Source organism: Streptomyces sp. NBC_01622, assembly GCF_045209635.1.
Taxonomy (GTDB): domain Bacteria; phylum Actinomycetota; class Actinomycetes; order Streptomycetales; family Streptomycetaceae; genus Streptomyces.
The window spans coordinates 3056061-3078027 of record NZ_CP109293.1 but is presented as its reverse complement, the minus strand read 5'-3'; the positions used below and the strand labels follow the sequence as shown (position 1 = coordinate 3078027).

Sequence of the window (21967 nt, the reverse complement as noted above, 5' to 3'; positions counted from 1 at the left end):
CGGCGGCGTGCCGGGTGTCGCGGGTACGGTCCGGCTGGCCGTACCGCACGCGCGGACCGTGGACGCCGCGGAGCCCGCGCCGGCCGGTGAGCCGTACACCGTACGGACCGTCAGGGCGCAGGACACCCAGCGGCTGGCCATGACGGTCACGGGCGACGATGGGCAGCCGCATCCCCACCCGGACGTGGTGCGCGTGCCGGACGACGCGCTGATCGACGTGGTGCGCGGTTCGGCGGCGCTGCAGGACGCGTTCCGCCGGATCGTCACCGGCGCCAACGCGGGTGACGGCAACGGCAACGGCGCCGAGCCCGCCGGTCCGCCCGGGCGGGTCTCCCGGCTGGTCGGTGGGGTCACCGGGTTCCTGAGCAGCTCGCTGGTCGGCAGCCCGTTCGCCGACACCACCACGGTGAGCGCCGAGTCCCGGACCACCGCGCTCTCGCCCGGCGCGCTGGTCGGCCGGGGACACCAGATCTTCAGCGGCACCTATGTGGTGGAGGGGCTGACGCTGCCCGGGCTCGGTGCCGACGGCCAGCTCGCGATCGAGATCGAGGCCGTCGCCCACACGCCCCGGCTGACGCAGAGCGTCAACCAGTACCTGGAGACCGGCATCTCCGCCGCCGACACGGCGCAGCAGCTCAAGGGCCTCAGCAAGACGCACCAGTTCGGCCTCGGCGGTTCGGCGACCCAGAACAACCCGCCGGCTCCCACCCCCGTGCCCGGGCAACCCGCAGCCCCGGCCCGCACACCGTCCCGCTTCAACCCGTCCGGCCGCTACCAGTACGACCGCAAGACCGACCGGCCCGACACCCTCACCAGCACCACCGCCACCAACCGGACGCCCACCCAGTCGGGCCTCCAGCACCGGGTCACGGCCGACGTCACCTACGTGATCACCGTACGGTCCGGACACCGCAACGTGCTCGCCAACTCCCTCGGGTTCGGGCCCGCGGAGACCGTCAAGCTCGCCGTGGACGTGCCGCGCGGGCTCCAGTTCCTGATGACGGAGAGTCAACTCCGGCGCGACGCACGGTGGATGGGGGCCGTCACGCCCCAGCCGCCCGCCCCGTCGACGACCGGGCAGGCGAGCCCGTCACTGCCCGAGCGCTACGTCCGAGACGCCACCCTCGGCCTGGCCACGGTCAACTCGGTCACCGAACTCTCCGACCCGGGAACGGGCCCGACGGCGACCCCGCAGACCGAGCAGCGCTCCCGACTCCAGCACGACGTACGGGAGTTGGTGGACCGGTACGCCCCCGGCGTGATGACCCCCGGCCACGCCTCCTACCTGCCCGGCGTCGCCGCGCTGATCGCCGACAACACCGGGGTCGCCGGGAAACGGGCGCTGATCGGGCGCGGCAACGGACAGGCCACATACAGTTTCCGGCACCACCGGTTCGGCGGTTCGGCCCTCGTCGAGGTGACCTTCTCGGCCCGCCCCACGACCACCGCCGTGCAGCGCGGCGCACTGCGGGGCACGGCGGTGCCGGGTGACAAGTCCGGTATAGAACAGTGGGGTTCGCACACCGCGGACGGCCGTTCGCTCTCCGCCCCGGTGGGCCGCCAGCACCGCTTCACCTTCAATCCGACGGCCCGCTTCACCCGCCCCGACACCGACGACCGCACGGACCGGCTCGGCCCCTCCGCGCATCTGGTCACCTCCTCCAACAAGGTCGCCAAGCAGGGGCGCACCGCCGAGGACCGGTACTGGCTGCGCACCGACAGCGCGGCCGACTTCGACGACCTGGACTACGAGTTGGTCGCCACGGTCCGCTCCACGCTGGTCGTCGACTGGCCGCCCAACGTACTGGGCGCGCTGGTGCAGCGCGGGGTCATCGCGTGGGACGACGCCGACGCGCCGACCCGCTCCTGGCTGCGCCGCACCCTCGCCGGCGAATTCGGCGGCCAGGTCCGGGTACCGGCCCGGGTGAGCCTGCGCTTCACCGGCAGTGAGACGGACAGCCGGCCGCTGCCGGATCCCACGCCGCCCTCGCTGTCCCGGGTCGACCCCCGCCAACTGACCGCCGGCACAACAGCGTTGCGGGAGGCGGACCTCTTCCAGCCGACCGGCAACGTCCCGGTCTACGGCTTCGACGCCTGGAGCCAGCTGTACACCGCCCTCGACCAGGTGGCCCCGGGCACCGGCCGCGGCTGGCGCTCCCTGCCGGCCTCGACCTCCGACGAGAACGCGTCGATACGGCTCGGCGAACTCATCCAGGCCGGCACCCTCTCGCTGGACACACCCCGCCAGGTCGGCGGCATGCTGCCGACGATGCCGGGCGCGTACCCGCTCGGCAACGCGCCGGACCAACGGCCCACGCTCACCGTCTCGTTGTACCGGCCGAGGGTGGTCTCCGACGGCGGCGACGTGACCATCGACCGGCTCCGGATCAGCTCGGAGAACAGCAGCACGGTCTCCGGCGGCGACACCACCACCGGACTGTCCCTGCCGTTCGTCGGGAGCGCCGACGACCCCGACCGCAACCTCTTCGGCGCGACCCCGCCGCTGCTCCAACGCCCGGTGGACGCCAGCGACTTCGGCAGCACGGTCTCCGGCGGGCGCCGCGACTGGCTCAAGACCGGCAGCACCAGCCTCCCCGCCGACGGCCGCGGCACCCGCAGCTACGAGGTCCGCGCCGACGTGCACATCGAGGTCTCCGGCCCCGACGGCGTACGCCATGTCACCGGTACGGCCACGATCCGCGTCGAGGAGCGCGACGCCCTCGGCCACGGCATCACCGACCCCCGTCCGGTGCCCAGCGTCTACGACCTCCCCGCCCTGCTCACCGCCGGCACCGACACCGCGCCGGAGGACTGGGCGACGACACCGCTGCGGGATGTGCGGCCCGCCCTGTCCGACGGCGTCGACCCCACGGACGACGGATACCAGCTCTGGGTGGCCACCGGCCCCGACCCGGACGGCTCCCGCCTGGCCCTGTCCCTCTACGGCGCCTCACGGGTGGCCCGGGCCAACGGCCGTCCGGTGGAACTGGTCACCCGGGGCCCCGAGGGCCTGCGCATCTGGTCCCTCGACCCGGACGGCACACTCACCCGCCCGCCCACGGCGCGGACGGCGACGGGTGACACCGCGCCGGGTTCCACCACCGGTGTCGTAGCCCTGGACCAGGCGTGGACGAGGTTCGAAGCAGCCGCCGCCGCGTTCGACGAGGCCGAGGGCCGGCACGCCGCGGCGCTCCGCGACGAAGCCGGGCAGCGGGCGCTGCGACCCGGCGCGGAGGAGGCCCTGAACGAGGCGGCCGCCGCGCTCACGGACGCGGCGGCCGAGGCCGACCGGACCCATACGGCCGCGACCACCGCCGAGCAGGAGGCGGACCGCGCCGAGCAGAACCTCCACGACCTCACCACCCGCATCGACACCCTGGCCGGCGGGATCTCCGCGACCCACCGCACGATCGGCCCGCTCCGCGACGCGGTCTCCGAGGGCGAGCGCGAGGAACTACGTCTCCGCGCCCAGCTCGGGACCGCCCGGCGCAACCTGACCGAACTCACCGACCGCGCCGCCGCACCCCCGACACCGGGCACCTCCGGCTCGGCCGACCCGGAGAACGCCGGACCCGGGCCGGAGACGGCCGTAGCACCGCCGGTCGGAGACGACACCGCCCCCGCCCCCGCCGTAGACACCCGTCTCGCGCAGCAGATCGACGAAGTCACAGCCCAGGTCGGCAAGTTGGACGCCGATCTCGCCGGGGTGCGGGCCGGACTCGAGCGGGACCAGGGCGCGCTCCGGGACGCCGAGGCCGGGCTGAAGCGCGACCAGGAGGCCCTGGGGGAGGCACGCACGCAACTCCCGGGCGTCAAGGCCACGGCCGGCACCCTGCGCGCCGACGCCGGCACAGCTCGCGGACGCGCACAGGACGCCGCCCGGGTCCACGAGGACACCCGTGAGATCCATGAGCAGGCGGAGCGGACGCTCCACGAGATCGACACCCGGATCGACAACGCCCTCCGCAGCCGTGACGCCGCCGCGCTCGGCCGGACGAACGCGCAGACGGCTCTGACCCTGGCGGCCGGCCCGGTGCTGGCCGCGGGCCCCTCGACACTGCCCACCTCGCACTCGACGCTGGCCTCCGCCGCCCCGCGCTGGCCGGGCTCGGGCCGCCCCCGCACGGCGGGTCCCTCCACCGGCAACACACCGCCCCCCGGCGCGCGGCACACCGCCCCCCTCACCCTGGACGAAGCCAAGGCCAAGAGCGAAGCCAAGGGCGAGAGCGAAGCCAAGGGCAAGAGCGAAGCCAAGGGCAAGGGCAAGGCGCCCGCGCAGGAACATTCCGGTGGCGACTCCACCGAGCCGGCGCAGGACCACACCGACCACACGTCGCCCGGACCCAACCGCATCGCATCCCTGCCCCCGGCCTTCCAGGTGCGGCCGGCCCGAGGCGTTCCGGTCGACACCCGCGGCGACGGCCGGTGCATCCTCTACACGTTCATCGGCACCGACCCGGAGCGGGTCCGCGACGCGCTGCCCGGACTGCGCGACCAGGCCCCGGACACCTACGACTGGCTCAGCCGGCCGAGCCAAGTCCGCGCCGGACTGGCCGAGTTCACCCACTGGGAGGAGGGGACCTCCCCGATGCCCCAGGCCGGCCACCATCTGATGGTCGCGGCGGACCGGCTGCGCAACCTCGCCGATGACCGGCTGTTCCTCGCCGGCGGCGAGCGCCCGCTGCCGCACGAGGTGGTGGGCCAGGTACGGCAGACGCTCGTGAGGTGGTTCGAGGCGCGCACGGCGACCATGGGCCGGCCCGAACTCCTCACCACCCTCCGCGAGTACGGCATCGAAGGCGTGACGGAGCCGGAGCAGCTGGACGATCTCGACACGCGCTACATCGAGGCGCTGACCGCGGACGACACGATCGGCCCGGCGGCGCCCGGCGTCCGGGAGATGTTCGCGTATCTGCGCGACACCGGCCGGCTGCCCACACCGGACGAACTCTCCGACGCACAGCTCCGCACGCTGCTCGGGCACGGCTACACCGAGAGCACCGTGCAGTTCACCGACGCCGAACTGGCCCACGCGGTCCACGCCGTCGGGAACTGGGCACAGGCATATGAGAGCAACCAGGGTGAGTTGTTCCTCCCGCTGCTGGCGGACACCCTGGATCTGGCCGTGGAGGTACTGCGGCAGGGCGAGTCGCCCACCACCAACACCGTCTCCCTCATCGGACCGGCCACCGCCACCCGGGTCATCGAGGTCCACTACTCAGGCCTGATCCACTACAGCGCGACCGACGCGGCTCCCCTCGTCGTCGACCCGACGACCATCACCCCGTCGAGCGCGCCCCGGGGTCCGGAGGACGCCAACAGCCTTCTGCCGGACGGCCGTTACCGTCCCGCGCCCACCCGTGACGCCGGTGACGACCGGCCTGCGTCGCGTGTCGCGGATCCGGCGCCGAAGGGTTCCTGGTTCGGCCTGCGTGCGTATGCCCGTCCGGCCGTGCACAGCACGGAGCGGTTCGATCCGCACGCGGACCAGTCCAGCCCGCCCCGGCCCGGTGTTCTCAGCGGTGCGACGACTCTTGTCCGTACGAGCATCCGTCGTATCCAGGCGCCCAACGGCCAGTGGGTCCGCGACTACACACTCAACCTCCCGGTCACCACCAACGACCCTGCTCTCACCCGGCAGTTCAAGGACCGCATCACCGGTCTTCTGGACACGCATCTCAACTCCGGTCTGGAGCTGCCCGGTTCGGGTGACCAGCTCCACGTCACCCTCAACCTGATCAGCGACCGTGATCACCCCGAGGCGATCACCCTCACCGACTCCACCGACCCGGCCCGCGCCGACCAACTCCACCTCGACCTGGGCCACTCGGACGCGGACCTCCTCCACGAGGCCCTGCACTACCTGGGCCTGCCCGACGAACAGCGCGACAACGACTTCCTGCTGCGCAACCACCCCAACAGCACCACGGTCCGCACCACCGGCCTCATGGCCACCACCGCTCAGGGCCCGGTCCACATCCCTCACCGCTACCTCCGCACCATCGAGAACGTCACGGCGACCGGACCTCAACTCCACGACCACACAGGTCAGTTGGCAAACGGCCCCATCGAGAACCCCGACTCCACTCCCATCCCCGCAGACACTTCCCCCGCCTGGCCCGCTTCCCAGGCCCCGACGGCTCCACCGCCCGCGCGCACCCAACTCCCGTCCTCCTACGTGAATTCCTACGGCGCGGTCCCGGACGGGACGGTCGGGCTGGTGTACGCGGAGCCGTTCGCCGACGAGGTGATCGAGGGGCTGCACGGTCAGGTCTACGCGGCGCTCGGGCTGGACGCGGACAACCCGCCCGAGTCGGTGCGCGCGCAGGTGCGGGATGCCCTGAGCCGGGAGAGTCTCGCGCTTCAACTGCCGTATCTGCGCTCGAACGGCGGTCTCCGTGTCACCGTCGGGGTCAACGGGCACGATCACACCGTCGACGTACAACTGACGCTTTCCGAGGCCCGGACCTCGTTGCGGCAGGGGCGTTTCGACACGCGGGATCCTGACAAGCACGTCGAGCGGCGCGGGTTCGGGACGCGGGAGAACTTCTCCAGTCAGCCGTCGGGGACGTACCGGACCTTCCAGGTGCCGTGGACCGGATCCTGGCCGATCACGGCCCCGACCGCGGTGCGGGCGATCGACGGATCGCTGACGGCGGCCATCACCCACAACCAGGCCAGCGACGCGACCACCGTCACCCAGGCCGTCCAGACGACCTCCGCTCAGCGATCCAACGAGCCTTCCGATCCAGTGGAGTTCACCACCCACTGGCGGGTACGTGTCGACGGCCCCGCGGTCACCGCGCCTGCCACCGTCCCGGCGACGACGGGCGGGTGGAGCGCGCCGGTGTCGCACGGTGCCACCACGATCTGGTTCCCCCGGCACCTCACCACCGCCGACCCGGCGCCCGGTTCGCTGCCCGCGCCGGCCGCGACGGCCGATCTCCCGCTCTACGGCGTCGACTCGGTCATCGACCCCAGGGCCCTGTACGAACACGTCCGCCAGACCTTCCGCCCCGATCTCGACGACACGGCCGCCGGGCAGGTCTCGGACTTCCTCTCCGAGCAGGTGCTGCGCGGCACGTTGCCCATGCAGGTCGACGGCGGGATCTACTCGCCCGTGATCACCGACGCCGGCGGCAACGCGGTCGGCATGCTGCACCTGGTCACCGCGCCCACTGTTGGTACCCCGCTGCGGCAGAGCACACCGGGCCAGATCAACCTGGAGAGCCACCTGGTCAACACGGCGAGGGTCGACCTCTCGTCGCGGTACACCAGCGGTATCGGGGTCAGCGGCAGCGGTGCCGCCGCCCTCACCGGCGACCACAGTCAGGGGCACCCGGACGCGTCGAGCACCATCGGCGGCAGCCTGGGCCTGCGCGGGCAGACCCAGGCGACCGTCACCAACACGTACAGCGCGAGCAGTTCGGCCGGCACGATGCACGCCATCCGCACCAACCGGGGCCATCTGCTCACCCCCTCCGCCGTCACCTACCACGTCACCCTGATCCGCCCGGACGGCACCGAGACGGCGGCTCCGGCGCTCACCCAGGCGCACGGCATGGACCTGCGGGTCCTGAGCAAGACGGACGCCACGGGACATGCGCCGACCCCCGCCGAGACGCGTGAACTCCCGGACTCGCTTGAGCGGTTGGACGGCATCGGGCTGAGCGCGGCGCCGCTCGACGTCACCGGCACGGACGGCCTGTTCGACGAGGCCGAGACCTGGCTGCGCCGCGAGGGCTTCCTGCCGCCCGCCCCCACGGCCGCGCGCCCCACGGGGATCGGCGGGCGGTTGCAGCAGGCGGTACGCGACCACGAGCCCGAGCATCAGATCCGGCTGCACGCCCAGCTCAACAATCTGCGCAGGCTGCGCGAGGCCCGCTCCCGTACCGGGTTGCGCGCCACCACGGACGCGATGGTCGACGGTGGCCACGCCCTGCACTTCGAGGTGCCGAACAGCACCGACACCGGCGTCCGCCGGGTCCGGCTGCTCCTCACCGCCACCCGGGACACCGCCCAGGCCAGCACCCACAACCTGGTCCTGCCGGGCATCCAGGTCATGGGCCTGGCCCAGATGGCGGGCAGCGACGCCGAGCAGCGCGGCGAGTCCTACGGCGGCGCGCTCGGACCGATGGGCAGCGTCAGCGGACCGACCGGCCCCTGGGGGTCCATCGGATTCGGCGCCGACTATCAGTACGGCCGGCAGGTCACCCACGGCGACACCGTGGGCGGCGCCACCGGGCACGACCAGTTCTTCATCGCCACCGGTCAGGACAGCCACGAGTTCGCGGTGCCGGTGCAGTTGGCGCTGGACCTGTACGCGGACGGCGGCGACCGGCCGAGCGAGCGGTTCGGGCAGAACGTGAACCGGCAGGCGGCCCCGGCCCCGGTCGTCACCCCGGCCGCCCCGGCCGTCGCCCCGGCGCCCGCTGTCACCGGCGCGCCTCCCGTCACCGGTACGGTTCCCGCCGTCCCCGCCCCTCCGGTCGTCCACGCGCCGACGGTCGCCGGCTCGCTGCGGCTCGCGGTGCCGGACGGCCGTACCCACGCGCCCTCGGCGGTTCCCGCAACGGCCCCTGCGACGACCGCCGCGACGCGCCCCGCACGTGCCGACGGTCCGCCGCGCCGGACCAACCCGGTGGACAGGGCCCGGCTCGACGGCACCGACGCCAACGGCGTCCCGCGCCCGGAGCTGGTGCGGATACCGGACGACGCGCTGATCGACACCGTGCGCGGTGCCGCCGCCATCGAGTCGGTCTTCCAGCGGGCCGCCGCCGACATCCGCCGCCGGGCACAGCCGACGCCCCCCGCCACCACGGGCACCGGCCCGATCCTCCCGGTCACCGCCCCGGCGACCACCGGTACGGCCCCGGCTCCCGCCCCCGCCCCGCCCGCGCGCGACGGTGTCTCCCCGCTCGCCGGGCGCGGGTTGACGGACAGCACGACACGCGCCGCCGAGACCCGGCACGCCGCGATCACACCGGGCAGTCTGGTCGCCCACGGCCACGAACTGTTCAAGAATTCCTATGTGGTTGAGGGTCTGAGTCTGCCGGGGACGCTCGCGGACGGGCAGTACTCGCTGGAGATCCAGGCCGTCGCGCACCGGCCCCGGTTGCTGGACACCACCCGGCAGTACCTGGAGACCGGTGTCTCCGCCACCGACAGTGCCCAGCAGCTCAAGTCCCTGGGAAAGTCGCACCAGTTCGGCGGGAGCGGGGTGCTGACCCAGAACCCGCCGTCGCGGCCCGCGGGTCCGGCGAACGCGGCCGGGCAGGGCAACACCGGCCCGGAGTCGGACGGTTCGGTCTCCACCAGCCAGACCAGCGGCAAGTCGTACAAGGGCCTCTTCAACCCGTCGGCCCGGCTCGGCCACGTCTCCCGCACCGACACCGCCGACACGCTCGCCGCCAGTACCGGCGTCAACCGCACCCCCACGGAGAGCGGCGCCCTGCACCGGGTGGTCGCCGACGTCACCTATGTGGTCACGGTCCGGGCCGGCTCCCGCACCCTGCTCAACGGCGTCGGCGAGACCGGCACGGTCGACCCCGTCACCTTCGCGGTGGACGTCCCGGACGGCCTCCAGTTCCTCATGACACAGGGTCAACTGGCCCGCGACGCACGGTGGATGGGCTCGGTGCAGGGACTCACCCCGGCGCCCGCCCCGGCCCTGACGGCGCCCCTCCCGGCGCCGTACAGCCGCAACCGCGAACTGGGCCTCGGCGGAGTCCTCTCGGTCATCGAGTACGACCGTCCCGTCGCCGCCCCCGTCCCCACGACCGGGCCCGCCGCCGGGCAGATCCCGCTGGGGCCGGTCAACCCGAGGGAGCGGCGCGGCCAGATCAGGCGCGAACTGCTGGCCCTGGTGGAGGCCGAGGCGCCCGGAGCGGTCACCCCCGGGCACTCCGGCTACCAGCAGGGTGTGCACGGACGGGTCGCGCAGCTCACCTCGCCCGCCGGACTGCGCTCGCTGCCCGGCCGCGGTCCGGACGGCACCCCGCGCCGGGCCACCACCCGCTTCCACTTCCGCCACCACGGCTTCGGCGGCGAGCGGCTGGTCGAGGTCACGGTCACGGCGGTGCCCCGGCGCACCCAGAACCTGGCCGCCGTCCGGGGTTCCTCGACGCCCGGCTCGGGCCTCGAACAGTGGCAGTCGCACACCGCCGCCGGCCGCACCACCACCCGCGCCTCGGTCCGGCAGACGCAGCTCCCGGTCACCCTGACCACCCGCTACCTCCGCCCGAACCAGGGCCCCGACCCCAGCAAGACGGACCGCGCGGCGCCCGTGTTCACCCCGCAGTCCGCCACCAGCGTCTCCACCCGGCGGGCGACCACCGCCGACAACCGCTTCTGGCTGCGCACCGACAACGGCGCCGACTTCGACGGCCTGGAGTACGACTACGAGCTGTCCGTCCGCTCCGCGCTGGTCACCGACTGGCCGCCCAACGTCATCGGCGGTCTCATCCAGAACGGCGTCATCGCCTGGGCCGACGCGGACGGCGACGTACGCCAGTGGACGCAGCAACTGCTGGCCCGGGGCAACCCGCGCACCAGCACCGTGCCGGCCCGGCTGACGCTGCGCTTCACCGGCACCGAGACCACCCCGCCCGGTGGCCCGGCCCGGGCGAACCCCCCGTCCGCCGTCTCCGGTGCCGACCCGCGCGACACCGTGCGGCCGGCGGGCCCCGCCGCAGGCCCGTATCTCGTGCCCGCGCAGATGTTCCACCCGGTGGGCCCCACCCCGGCGTTCCACTTCGACGGCTGGGCGCATCTGGAGACGGCCCTCAACGACGTGGCGCCACGCGGCGGACGCGGCTGGCACGCTCAGATCACCTCGGTCTCGGTGGAGGGACAGGCCGTCAGGCTCGGCCAGTTGATCCAGGCCGGGCGGGTCGCCCTCGACCGCCCGCGGCTCGCCGCCGACCTCACCCGCAAGATGCCCGGCACCGCCCCCTTCGAAGGAGCACCCGAGCAGCCCCCGACGATCGCGGTGACGCTCTACAACCCGCGCCGCTCCACGCACGCCGACGACGTCACCCTCGACCAGCTGCACAACACCACCGACACGGTCAGCACCGCCGCAGGCGCCGACCACTCCCTCGCCACCTCGTACACGCACCTCCTCAGCGGCGACGACGACAACCACGAGATCGCCGGGATCAGCGTGCCGCTCGCCCAGCGGCAGACCCAGCCCTCCACCTTCGGCGGCACCACCACCGGTTCCCGTCGCGACTGGCTGAAGTCCGGCAGCACCTCCGCACCCGCCAACGGGGCCCGGGGCACGCGCAGTTACGTCGTCGACGTAGACGCCCATCTGCTCGTCGAGGGACCGGAGGGCACCCGCCACGTCACCGGCACCGTCACCCTCCGCGTCGAGGAACGCGACCTCCTCGGCCACGGTCTGCTCACCCCGGCCGAGACCCCGCCGAACGTCCACGACCTGCCCGCACTCGTCCCCGACTGGACCACCGCCCAGCCGCACACCCTGCCCGAACGCCTGCACGCCGCGATCCCCGTAGGCAGTCACGGCGTCCAGTTCTGGGCGGCCCTCGGCGCCGACCCGCAGGGCACCCATCTCGGCCAGGCGCTCTACGGGGCCTCCCGCACCGCCGTCCTCGGCAACCGCCCGCTGGAACTGATGACCCGGGACCAACAGGGCGTCCGCCGTTGGGAGTTCACTCCCGACGGCGCCCTCGTCACCGCCGACCCGGACCTCGTCACCGCGTGGACGGCCTTCCATGCCCAGGCCGAACTCCTGCACACCGCCACCGACACCCTCACCGACACCCCGCAGCTCCTCAACCGCCTCACCGTCGCCCTTCAGCTGGCCAACCGGGCGCACACCACCGCCGTAGCGGACCATCAGGAGGCGCAGCGCACGGTCACGGACGCGATCGACGTGCACCGGCGGGCGACGCAGAAGTCCGCCGCGTCCGACCAGGCCGCGCGCGAGGCCGAGGCGCTGGTGGCGCGGCTGAAGCGGGACTACGCGGAAGCCCAGCGGACCGTCGCCACCCTGCCGTCGGTGATCCAGCAGCATGTGCGGGACGAGGCCAAGGGCCGCCACGACCTCCAGACGGCCCTGGCCCGGCTGACGCGGACCGAGAACGCCGTACGCACCGAACGCGCCGCCGCAGCCGAACAGGCCGCGCGGAACGGGCAGTCGAGCGCCGCCCCCGTACCGGCTGCGCCCACCCCCGTCGCGCCCGGCGCCCCGCGCTCCCACGACCCCGCGCCCGACGTAGCCGCCGACCCCCGGGTGCGGGCCGTGGTCCCGGCGATCGTCGCCGCCGACAACGCGATCCAGCAGGCCGCGACCCAACTCGCCACCGAGCGCCAGGCGTTGACGAGGGCGCAGCGCATCGTCGAGCTCGGCCCGGACCGTATCGCCGAGGCGGAGGAGAACCACGAGGAGGCCGTGGAGGAGGCGGAGCAGGACGCGGCGGACGTGGTCCGCCAGGCCGGCAACCTGCGGGACGCCAGGCAGGAGGAGGCCGACGCCCAGGGTGAGGTGACCGAGGCCGAGAACGAGGTCGCCCGGCGCAACGGGCAGGTCGTCGCCGCCGTCACCGCACAGTTGCAGGCCGCCGCCGACCAGACCTCGGCCACTGCCGCGCTGCCGGGCCTGTCCACCGCAGTCCAGGACAGCGCGCCGACCCCCGAACAGTCGCTGCGTACCACCTTCGCCACCACCCCGCCCCGCTGGCCCACCCCCGACGGCCGGCCCGCCCCCCTCCCGGCCGCCGGCCAGACCCACACGCCGGCGCCCGCCACCACCACGGCCGCATCCACATCCACGCCCACACCGACCCCGGCGAAACAGCGGCCGAAGAAGAGCGGACCGGTCAAGTCCGGTACGAGCAGCGCGAAAACGGATAAGACGAGCAAGACGAGCAAGACCGACAAGGCCGACAAGAAGTCGGCCCCCGGCAAGAAAACGGCCACGGCCGCGACCACCACAACCCCGGCCACCCCGCCGTCCCCGTACGTCGCCCCCACCGGCAACGCCGTCCCGACCCCCGGCGACGGCAACTGCCTCCTCTACGCCGTCATCGGCAGCGCACCGCACCTGGTCCGCACCCACCTGCGGCAGGCCGATCCGGCCTTCGCCCCGGGCACCGCCGCCTGGCTCGCCCGGCCCGACGACGTACGGCAGACCCTCACCACGGTGACGGCCCACCCGCAGACGACGAACCGGGGATCAGGCCATCTGCGTGCCGCCCAGCGGGAGTTGCAGAACCTGGTGCTCACCCGGCTGGCGGCGGCCCGCGACGGCAGCAGGCCGCTCCCGCCCCAGGTGCTCGGCCAGCTCCGGAGCGCCCTCGTCGGCAACTTCACCACGGCGGTGCAGGGCATGCCCGCCGCCCAGATCGACAACGAGCTGGTCCAGTACGGCATTCAGGGCGTGACCCAGGCCGAGGACCTGGACCCGGTCGACCTCCAGACCCGCTATCTGCAGGCAGTATCGGCGCCGGGTGCCCCGACCCCGCCGGCCGGCGCCGCGCCGAGCAACCGGCGGATGTTCGCCTACCTCCGCGCGGTGGACGCGCTGCCGACGCTCGCCACGATGACACCGGACGAGCGGCGCTCGCTGCTGATCGCCGGGTACCACCGGAGCACCGCCCCGCTCAGCGCCGACGAGGAGGCCGTGCTCGATCGCGCGGTGCGCAACTGGTCGGCCGCCTGGGCGCACCCGGTCGGCGACACCTTCCTGCCGCTGCTCGCCGACACCCTCGGCGCTCCCATCCACGTCTTCCAGCCGATGCCCGCCGCCCTCGCCGGCACCACCGCGACCGGCGGCCCGCGGGGCATCGTGCTGCGCTACGGCCCGACCACCACCAACACGCCCGCGCTGGAGGTCCACTACACGGGGCTGAACCACTACAGCGCCAGCGACGCGCGCACGCCGGCCATCACTTCGTCGAAGGCGCCCCGGGGTCCGGAGGACGCCAACAGCCTTCTGCCGGACGGCCGTTACCGTCCCGCGCCCATCCGTGACGCCGGTGACGACCGGCCTGCGTCGCGTGTCGCGGATCCGGCGCCGAAGGGTTCCTGGTTCGGCCTGCGTGCGTATGCCCGTCCGGCCGTGCACAGCACGGAGCGGTTCGATCCGCACGCGGACCAGTCCAGCCCGCCCCGGCCCGGTGTTCTCAGCGGTGCGACGACTCTTGTCCGTACGAGCATCCGTCGTATCCAGGCGCCCAACGGCCAGTGGGTCCGCGACTACACACTCAACCTCCCGGTCACCACCAACGACCCTGCTCTCACCCGGCAGTTCAAGGACCGCATCACCGGTCTTCTGGACACGCATCTCAACTCCGGTCTGGAGCTGCCCGGTTCGGGTGACCAGCTCCACGTCACCCTCAACCTGATCAGCGACCGTGATCACCCCGAGGCGATCACCCTCACCGACTCCACCGACCCGGCCCGCGCCGACCAACTCCACCTCGACCTGGGCCACTCGGATGCGGACCTCCTCCACGAGGCCCTGCACTACCTGGGCCTGCCCGACGAACAGCGCGACAACGACTTCCTGCTGCGCAACCACCCCAACAGCACGACCGTCCACACCACCGGCCTCATGGCCACCACCGCTCAGGGCCCGGTCCACATCCCTCACCGCTACCTCCGCACCATCGAGAACGTCACGGCGACCGGACCTCAACTCCACGACCACACAGGCCAGTTGGCGAACGGCCCCACCCAGGACCCCGACACCACCCCCATCCCCGCAGACACCACCCTCACCTGGCCCACCTCCAACGCCCCCGTCGCGCCGCCCTCCTCGACGTTCGTCCTCGCCTACGGCTCCCAACTGGACGGCAACGTGGGCCTGGTGCACCTCGAACCCCTGTCGGCGGCCGTGGTGAACGGGCTGCACCAGCAGGTGATGACGGCGCTCGGTCTTGCGCGCGCGGCGGACACGCATCCGGTGCGGGAGCAGTTGCGGACCGTGGCGAGCGCCGAGACGCTGGTGATCAACCTGCCGTATCTGCGCGGCAGTCTGGGCTTCCGGATCACGTTGCGCGTGGACGGCCGGGACCGGGACGTGGACCTGCGGATGCGGCTCGCGAACCCGGTCGCTTCGGCCCGGTACGGGCAGGCCGAGGGCGCCGAGCGGGACGTAAGGGTGGAGCGGCGCGGCATCGGCAGCCAGGAGTCGGTGTCGACGGAGGCGTCCGGCAACATCCGTACCCTGCTGCTGCCCTGGACCGCGCTGTTCCCGGTGACCCGGGCGATCCCGGTGCGCGGGGTCGACGTGGCGCTGACGCTCGCGCTGACCTTGAACCAGCTCTCGTCCTCCGCGTCGGTGACCACGGTGGTGCAGTCGACGACGGCCCAGCGCAGCAACGAGCCCTCGGAGCCGTACGACTTCACCGCCCTGTGGGACGTACGGCTGGACACTCCGGCGCTGGCCGCGCCCGTCACCTGGGGGGTGTCGCAGTCGCACGGGCCGGTGACCTTCTGGTTCCCGCAGCATCTGGCGCGGGACGAGGAAGGGGAGTTGCCCGCGGCGGCGGGTCTGGGCGACCTTCCGGTGTGGGGCGTGGACACGGTGGCGGAGCCGGGGCGGCTGCTCGCGGAGACGCTGACTCGCTTCGACGCGCGGCTGCGGACGCTGCACGAGGACTCCCTCGCGGAACTGGAGACGTTCCTGTCGGAGCCGTTGCTGCGGGGCACCCTGCCGATGCAGCGGGAAGGCGGGGTCTTCTCGCCGGTGCTGCTCGACGAGTCGGGGCGCGCGGTCGGCATGTTCCAGCTGCTGACCGAGGTGGAGGTGGGGGAGCCGCTGCGGCAGAGCGTCCCCGGGAAGATCAATCTGGAGAGCCACCTGACGCAGGTGGTGAAGATCGAGGCCCAGTCGAGGTTCAGCAGCGGTGTGTCCCTGTCCGGGAGCGTCGGCCCGGCACTCACCGGTGACCACAGCGAGGGCCACCCGGACGCTGCGCGGCGGGTCGGCGGCGGTGTGCTGGGGCGGGTCGCCGTCCAGGCGGGGACGAACGACGCGCTGACCCAGAGCGCCGGCGCGGCACTGATGCACGCCGTGCGCACCAACCGCGGCCATCTGCTGGCGCCGGCGACGGTACGGCACACCCTGGTGCTGCATCGGCCGGGCGGCGGGCAGGAGCGCTTCGAGCCCGGCGACTGGCCGCGCGGGATGCATCTGCGGCTGCTGACCGCCGAGGACGCCCGGGGCCATGCCCCGGCCGATGACGAACTGCGGCGCCTTCCCGCCGAGTTGGAGCATCTGCGGTCGATCGGCACCAACGCGACACCGCTCGCCGTGACGGGCACCGAACCTCTCTTCGTGCACGCCTACAACTGGCTGCGCCGCGAGGGCTTCCTGCCCGGCGACACCAACGCCCGCAACCGGGTGCTGCCCGACGAGGCGCTGGTGCAGGCCCAGTTGAACAATCTGCGCCGGTTCGAGCAGACCCGGTCGCAGATCGGACTCCGGGCGGCGACGGACGCCATGGTGGACGGCGGCCACCCGCTGTTCCTGGAGATCCCGACCGCGGGCGGCACCCGGCGGGTGAGGCTCGTGCTCAGCTCGGTGCGCGGCGAGGGCGAGAGCACGCACACCACGGTGCTGCCCGATGTGCAGGGCATCGGCCTGGCCTCGCTGTCGACGGTCGCCGGCGACTCGAACGGCTCGCAGTACGGGGCGTCGTACGGCGCCGGCGGTTCCTTCGGGCTGCCGGTGCGCGGCGGCGCGTGGACCCTCGGCGGGACCGGCGACCATGTGCGCTCCCAGCAGGTGCAGCACGACAACAGTGCGCAGTTGTCCCTCGGACACGACCAGCAGTTCATCGGCAGCGGCGCGGGACAGCGCAGCGAGGTGTTCGAGGTCCCGGCCGAGCTGGCGCTCGACCTGTACGAGGGGCCGGGGGAGGAGCCGCAGGTGCGGTTCGCCCACGAGACGGTGGTGCAGCCGTACGAACCGCACGGCGCACCGGCCGCCGACCCGCAGAACCCGCCGCCGGACCGGGTGCCAGGGACGCTGCGGCTTTCGGTGCCGACGCTCCGTACGCTGCCCGCCGACGAGCCCGCCCCGGCGGAGCCCGCCGCGCACACCGTGCGGGCCGCCGCCGACGCCGACCGCGCCCTGCTCGAACTGACCGACGAGCACGGCACCCCGCGGCCCGACTCGATACCGCTGCCGGACGACTCGATGGTGGAGGTGTTCCAGGCATCGGCCGCGCTGGACGAGGCGTTCCGCGCGGTGCTCGGCAACACATACGCGGGGCACCCGGCGCGCGGCCTGCTGGACGGGGTCCGGGACGCGGTGGCGGACCGCACGCCCGCGCCGGTGGCGCGCGTCGGCCGGGCCGTGGGCGAGTCGCTGGCCGGCGCCGCCGCCACCGACCCGACCACGGTGGCGGCGGAGATGCTGACCGCCGCCCGCAGCCCCGCGGCCCTGCTGGCCCGCGGCCACCAGGTGTTCAAGGGCGCCTACGTGGTCGAGGGACTCACCCTGCCGGGGCTCGCCGCGGACGAGGTGCTGTCGGTGGAGATCCAGGGCGCCCTGCGCCGGCCGCGGGCGTCGGGCGAGCTCACGCAGTACTTCGAGTCCGGGCTGGCCGCGGGCGACGGGGCCGGGCAGCAGCGCGGGGTGTCCCACGGCGCCCAGTGGGCGGCCGGCTTCACCGCCGTCCGCAACAGTTCGTCGGTGCAGACGCCGGGCTCCGACCAGGCCGCGGGCAACGACGGAGACATCGGCGGCATGGACGGCGGCGGCACGCTGCACACCCGCGCCGACGAACCGGAGCAGCAACAGGGCGCCGCCACGACGAGTACCGCGCCCCGGCATCCGAGCCTCAACCCCTCGGCCCGGTACACCCGTACCACCCGAGGCGACCAGGCACGGGCGCTGGCCTCCTCGACGGTCGTGAACCGTACGGCCACCGAGGCCGGCGCCCAGCACCGCATCACGGCCGACGCACTCCTGCTGGTGACGTTCCGACGGGGCCGCCGCAACGTCGTAGGCAACGCGTTCGGGCAGGGCGAGGGCCGTACCGTGACGGTGGCGGTCGAACTGCCGGACGCCGTACGGTTCCTGGCCACCCCGGCACAACTCCGGCGCCACGCCGCATGGTTCACACCGGTGGCCGGTCTCACGGTGCCCGAGGCGACAACGGGCTCCGTGCCGCTGCCGCGCCGGTTCGCCGCCTCCGGCGAAGTGGGCCTCGGCAGCGTCAACGGGATGGACCAGTTCACCGACGCCACACGGACGGTGCCGCGCCGCGACGCCCTGCGCCAGGAACTCCTCACCCTGATCGAGGACGAGGCCTACGGCACCACCCGGCCCGGGCACGCGTCGTACCTCCCGGGCGTGGCCACCCGCATCGCCGACCTCACCTCCACGGCGGGCCTGCGCACCCTGCCCGGCCGCGGCCCCGCCCGCGTCCAGCGCTTCCGCTTCCGGCACGTCGGCTACGGCGGCGCCCGCCTCGTCGAGGTCACGCTCACGGCGCGGCCGGACGCCGACGAGCACGCGCTACGACTGCTGCGCGGCCACCCGGCGGCAGCGGGCTCCGGTATCGAGCAGTACCACGGCCACACCCCGTCCTCGGTGACCGACCGGACCGCCGACAGCACCCGGCACTCCGGGTTCGCCCAGCTCCAGACCCGGCTGCCGAGGCCCACCGGCGGCCCCCGCACCGACCGCGCGGGCGCCCTGCTCAGCGCCGAAACGGTGCGCGGCAACTCGGCCCGGGTCACCCGCGCCGCCGAGGACCGGCACTGGCTGCGCACCGACAACGTCGCCGACTTCGACAGCGTCCCGTACCGGATCACCGCCACCGTACGGTCCACGGCGACCGCCGACTGGCTGGTGGACCTGCCGGGCAGCGTGATCCAGCACGGCGTGCTCAGCCTGACCGACGCGAACACCCCGCTCGCCGACCGCATCGCCCACCTCTTCCTCGGCCGCCCGGCGCGCACCGCGACCGTGCACGCCACCGCCGCGCTGCGCTTCACCGGCAGCGAGACCGACGAACCCGCCGCGCTGGAGCGGCAGTTGACGGCGGGCCGGTCCGACCGCCGGCCGACGGCACCCGGTCACCGCTTCACACCGGGCGGCCCCGCACCGGTCTTCGGCTTCGACGCGGGCACCCAACTCGCCGCCGCGCTCGGCGAGGTGGCCCCTGCCCTGACCCGTTCCTGGCGCTCGCTCGCCGCCTCCGACTCCGCGGACACCACCGCCGTACGGCTCGGCGAACTCCTCCAGGCGGGCACGGTCTCGCTGGACCACCCGCGCGGCCCCGCCGGCCTCACCACCTCGATGCCGGGCGCCTACCCGTTCCAGAGCCCTCCCGGCACCCCGCCCCGGCTCACCCTGGAGCTGTACCGGCCGCGCCCGGTGACCGACACCGGCGATGTGACGGTGGACCGGGTGCGGCTCATCACGGTCAGCGCGGGCTCCTCCTCGCACGCGGGCCTCACCGGCGGCCTCTCGGCGCAGGGCGGCTTCAGCGCCGACGACTCCAACCGCCAACTGCTCGGCTTCACCGTGCCGGTACTGGCCCGCCAGGCGCAGGACCCGGGCACGGGCGCCACCGTCGCCGGCACCCGCCGCGAGTGGTTCAAACACGGCAACACCACCACCCCGGAGGGTGCGCGCGGCACCCGCAGCCACGAGACCCTCGCCGACGCCCTGCTCACCGTCCACGGCCCGAACGGCACCCGGTACGTGTCCGGCACGGTCCGGCTGCGCCCCCTGGAGCGCGACCTCCTAGGCCACGGCGTCACCGCCCCGCGCACCGACCCGGGCGTGTACGACGGCGCGTCCTTGACCCGCGCGGCGGCCGACGCCCAGGACCCGGACGGCCGCGCCGCCGACGTCCTGCGCGACTGGCGCACGGTGCCGCTCCGCGACCTTCCGACCCTGCTGGCCCGCGGCATCGAGACGGCCCAGGCCCTGGCGCCCGACACCGCCCCCATGCTCCAGCTCTGGCTGGCCACGGACGGCAGCCCGTCCCGGACGGCTCGCGCCCTGTCCGCCGCTTCGGGTACGGCCGCGCTTCTACGGCGCCCCGTCGAACTCGCGCTGCGTGACGGGGAGGGCGTGCGCTTCCGGCGGTTCGACGTGAACGGGGATCCGGAGGGGACGCCGGGCGCGGAGGAGCACGGTGAGGAGGAGCGGGACGGCGGGGGGCCGAGCGGCGCGGGTCCGAGCAGCGCGGGTCGAGGTGGTGCGCGGCAGGGTGGCCGGCCCCGGGACGGCGAGGCTCAGGACGACGCCGTGCACGACGCCGGATGGAGGGCCGTACGCGATCAGATACGGACCTTGGAGGCGGCCGGGCAGGCGGAGGACGACGCGCGGGCGCGGGAGGCCCAGCTCCAGGAGGGGATGCCGGAGGCCCGGCGCGCGCTGGAGGAGGCGCTACGTCCGGTGGCCCAGGCGGAACGGGACGTCACCGACGCCCGCGCCGCCGCGGACACCGCGGCCGACGAACTCGTCCTCTCCGAACGGGCTGCCACGGACGCCGCCGATGTCGATCACGAACGGCGCGCCCGCGTCAGGGAGTTGACCGCCGATCTCCAGGACCGGACCGAGCGGGTGACGGCCGCGTCCCGGGCGGCGGGGGAGTTCCACGAGGCGGTCCGGACGGCGCAGGGAGAACTGGCGGCGGCGCGGGAGGCCGTACGAGAGGCAGCGGAACGGGCTGCCAACTCGTCGAACCAGGGCGGGAATTCGGCTCGCGATGAGGGCAACTCCGGCTCGGACGGCCCCGGTTCCCTCGCCCGGAGTGAGTCGCGCCGGGACCGGGCGCAGCGCGCACTGGACCGGGCGCGGACGGCAGCCGCGGCGGCCGACCGCGCCGTGGAGACCGCCCGGCACGCCGCCGACGACACCAGGGGCCGGCTCGGCCTGGCCCAGGACGCCTCCCGCACCGCCGCAGACGTCCTGACCCGGGCCCGTAACTTCGCCGCGACGGCGGCCGAGACGGACCGCACGGCCCGGCAGGCGCTCGCCGCGGCCACCGCACACCACGACCAGACGGTCGCCGCGCGGGACGCGGCCCAGGAGGAGTTGGACGCCCTCGGCCTGGAGATCACCGACGCGCTCGCCGAGCAGGCCCGGCAGGCGGCACGGCAGCGCCACGCGGAACGGGACCTCGGCGATGTAGTGGCCGTCCTGGAGGCACAGCGAGCGGCGGCGGGCGACGGCACGGCCCCCCTGCCGACCGGTTCCCTGTCCGCCACCCCGGCTGCCTGGCCCCGCCGCACCCCCCGCCCGACACCGGCCCGCATCGGCGCCGGCCCGACGGCCCGACTGACGGAGGAGCCGGAGAACGAACCGGAGGTCGAGCCCGAGGCAACGCCCGAGGCAGAGCCTGAAGTAGCGCGCCAGGAACCGGAGTTCCGGCCGGGCGGAGCCGGGACCGAGGCCGACGAGGAACCCGAGGAGGGCCGTCATCGCCCCGCCGTATCCCGGGCGCAGGGCCCCGAGACGTTCGCCCGTTCACTGGCTCAGTTGCTCGCGGTCTCCGCCCCCGGCACCACCGCTTCCGGTACCGCCCCCACCTGGCCGCGCACCCGCGACCCGCACGCCGCCCTCCTCACCTGGGCCCAGGCGGACGTAGCGGCTCACGGTGCCCCCGACGACGCGGCACTCCCGGCCCCTGACACCTCGCTGCCGACCGACGCGCTGGCGGAGATCGGTGCCCTCACCGAGGAACTGCGCGTCCAGTCGATCATGCAGAACGGCACGGTGACCGTGGCGGAGGCCGGACTGGACGACCCCGCGCGCCTCGCCCTGGTGCTGGCCCGTCCCGACGACACCCTCGCCTACACGTCCACCCTGGCGGCCCTGGTCGCACGGAACACCGGCCGACCGGTCCAGGTGCTCGGCCCCGACGGTCGTACCGACCGGTTCGGCCCGGCTGACGGCACCCCGCTGACCCTGTACTTCGACGGCAACCGGTTCTCGGTCACCCCGCCCGCCCCGGGCGACGACTGA

1 protein-coding gene (running past one end of the window) is annotated in these 21967 nt (G+C 74.0%); it reads left to right on the top strand.

Annotated elements, in window-relative coordinates; all coding sequences use genetic code 11:
- A protein-coding gene (locus OH768_RS13735) for a hypothetical protein (protein WP_406453453.1) crosses the window boundary here: on the top strand, positions 1-21967 show its 3' portion. It extends 5591 nt beyond the left edge of the window; only the last 21967 of its 27558 coding nucleotides appear in the window; its start codon lies off the left edge, out of view; it ends in the stop codon at positions 21965-21967.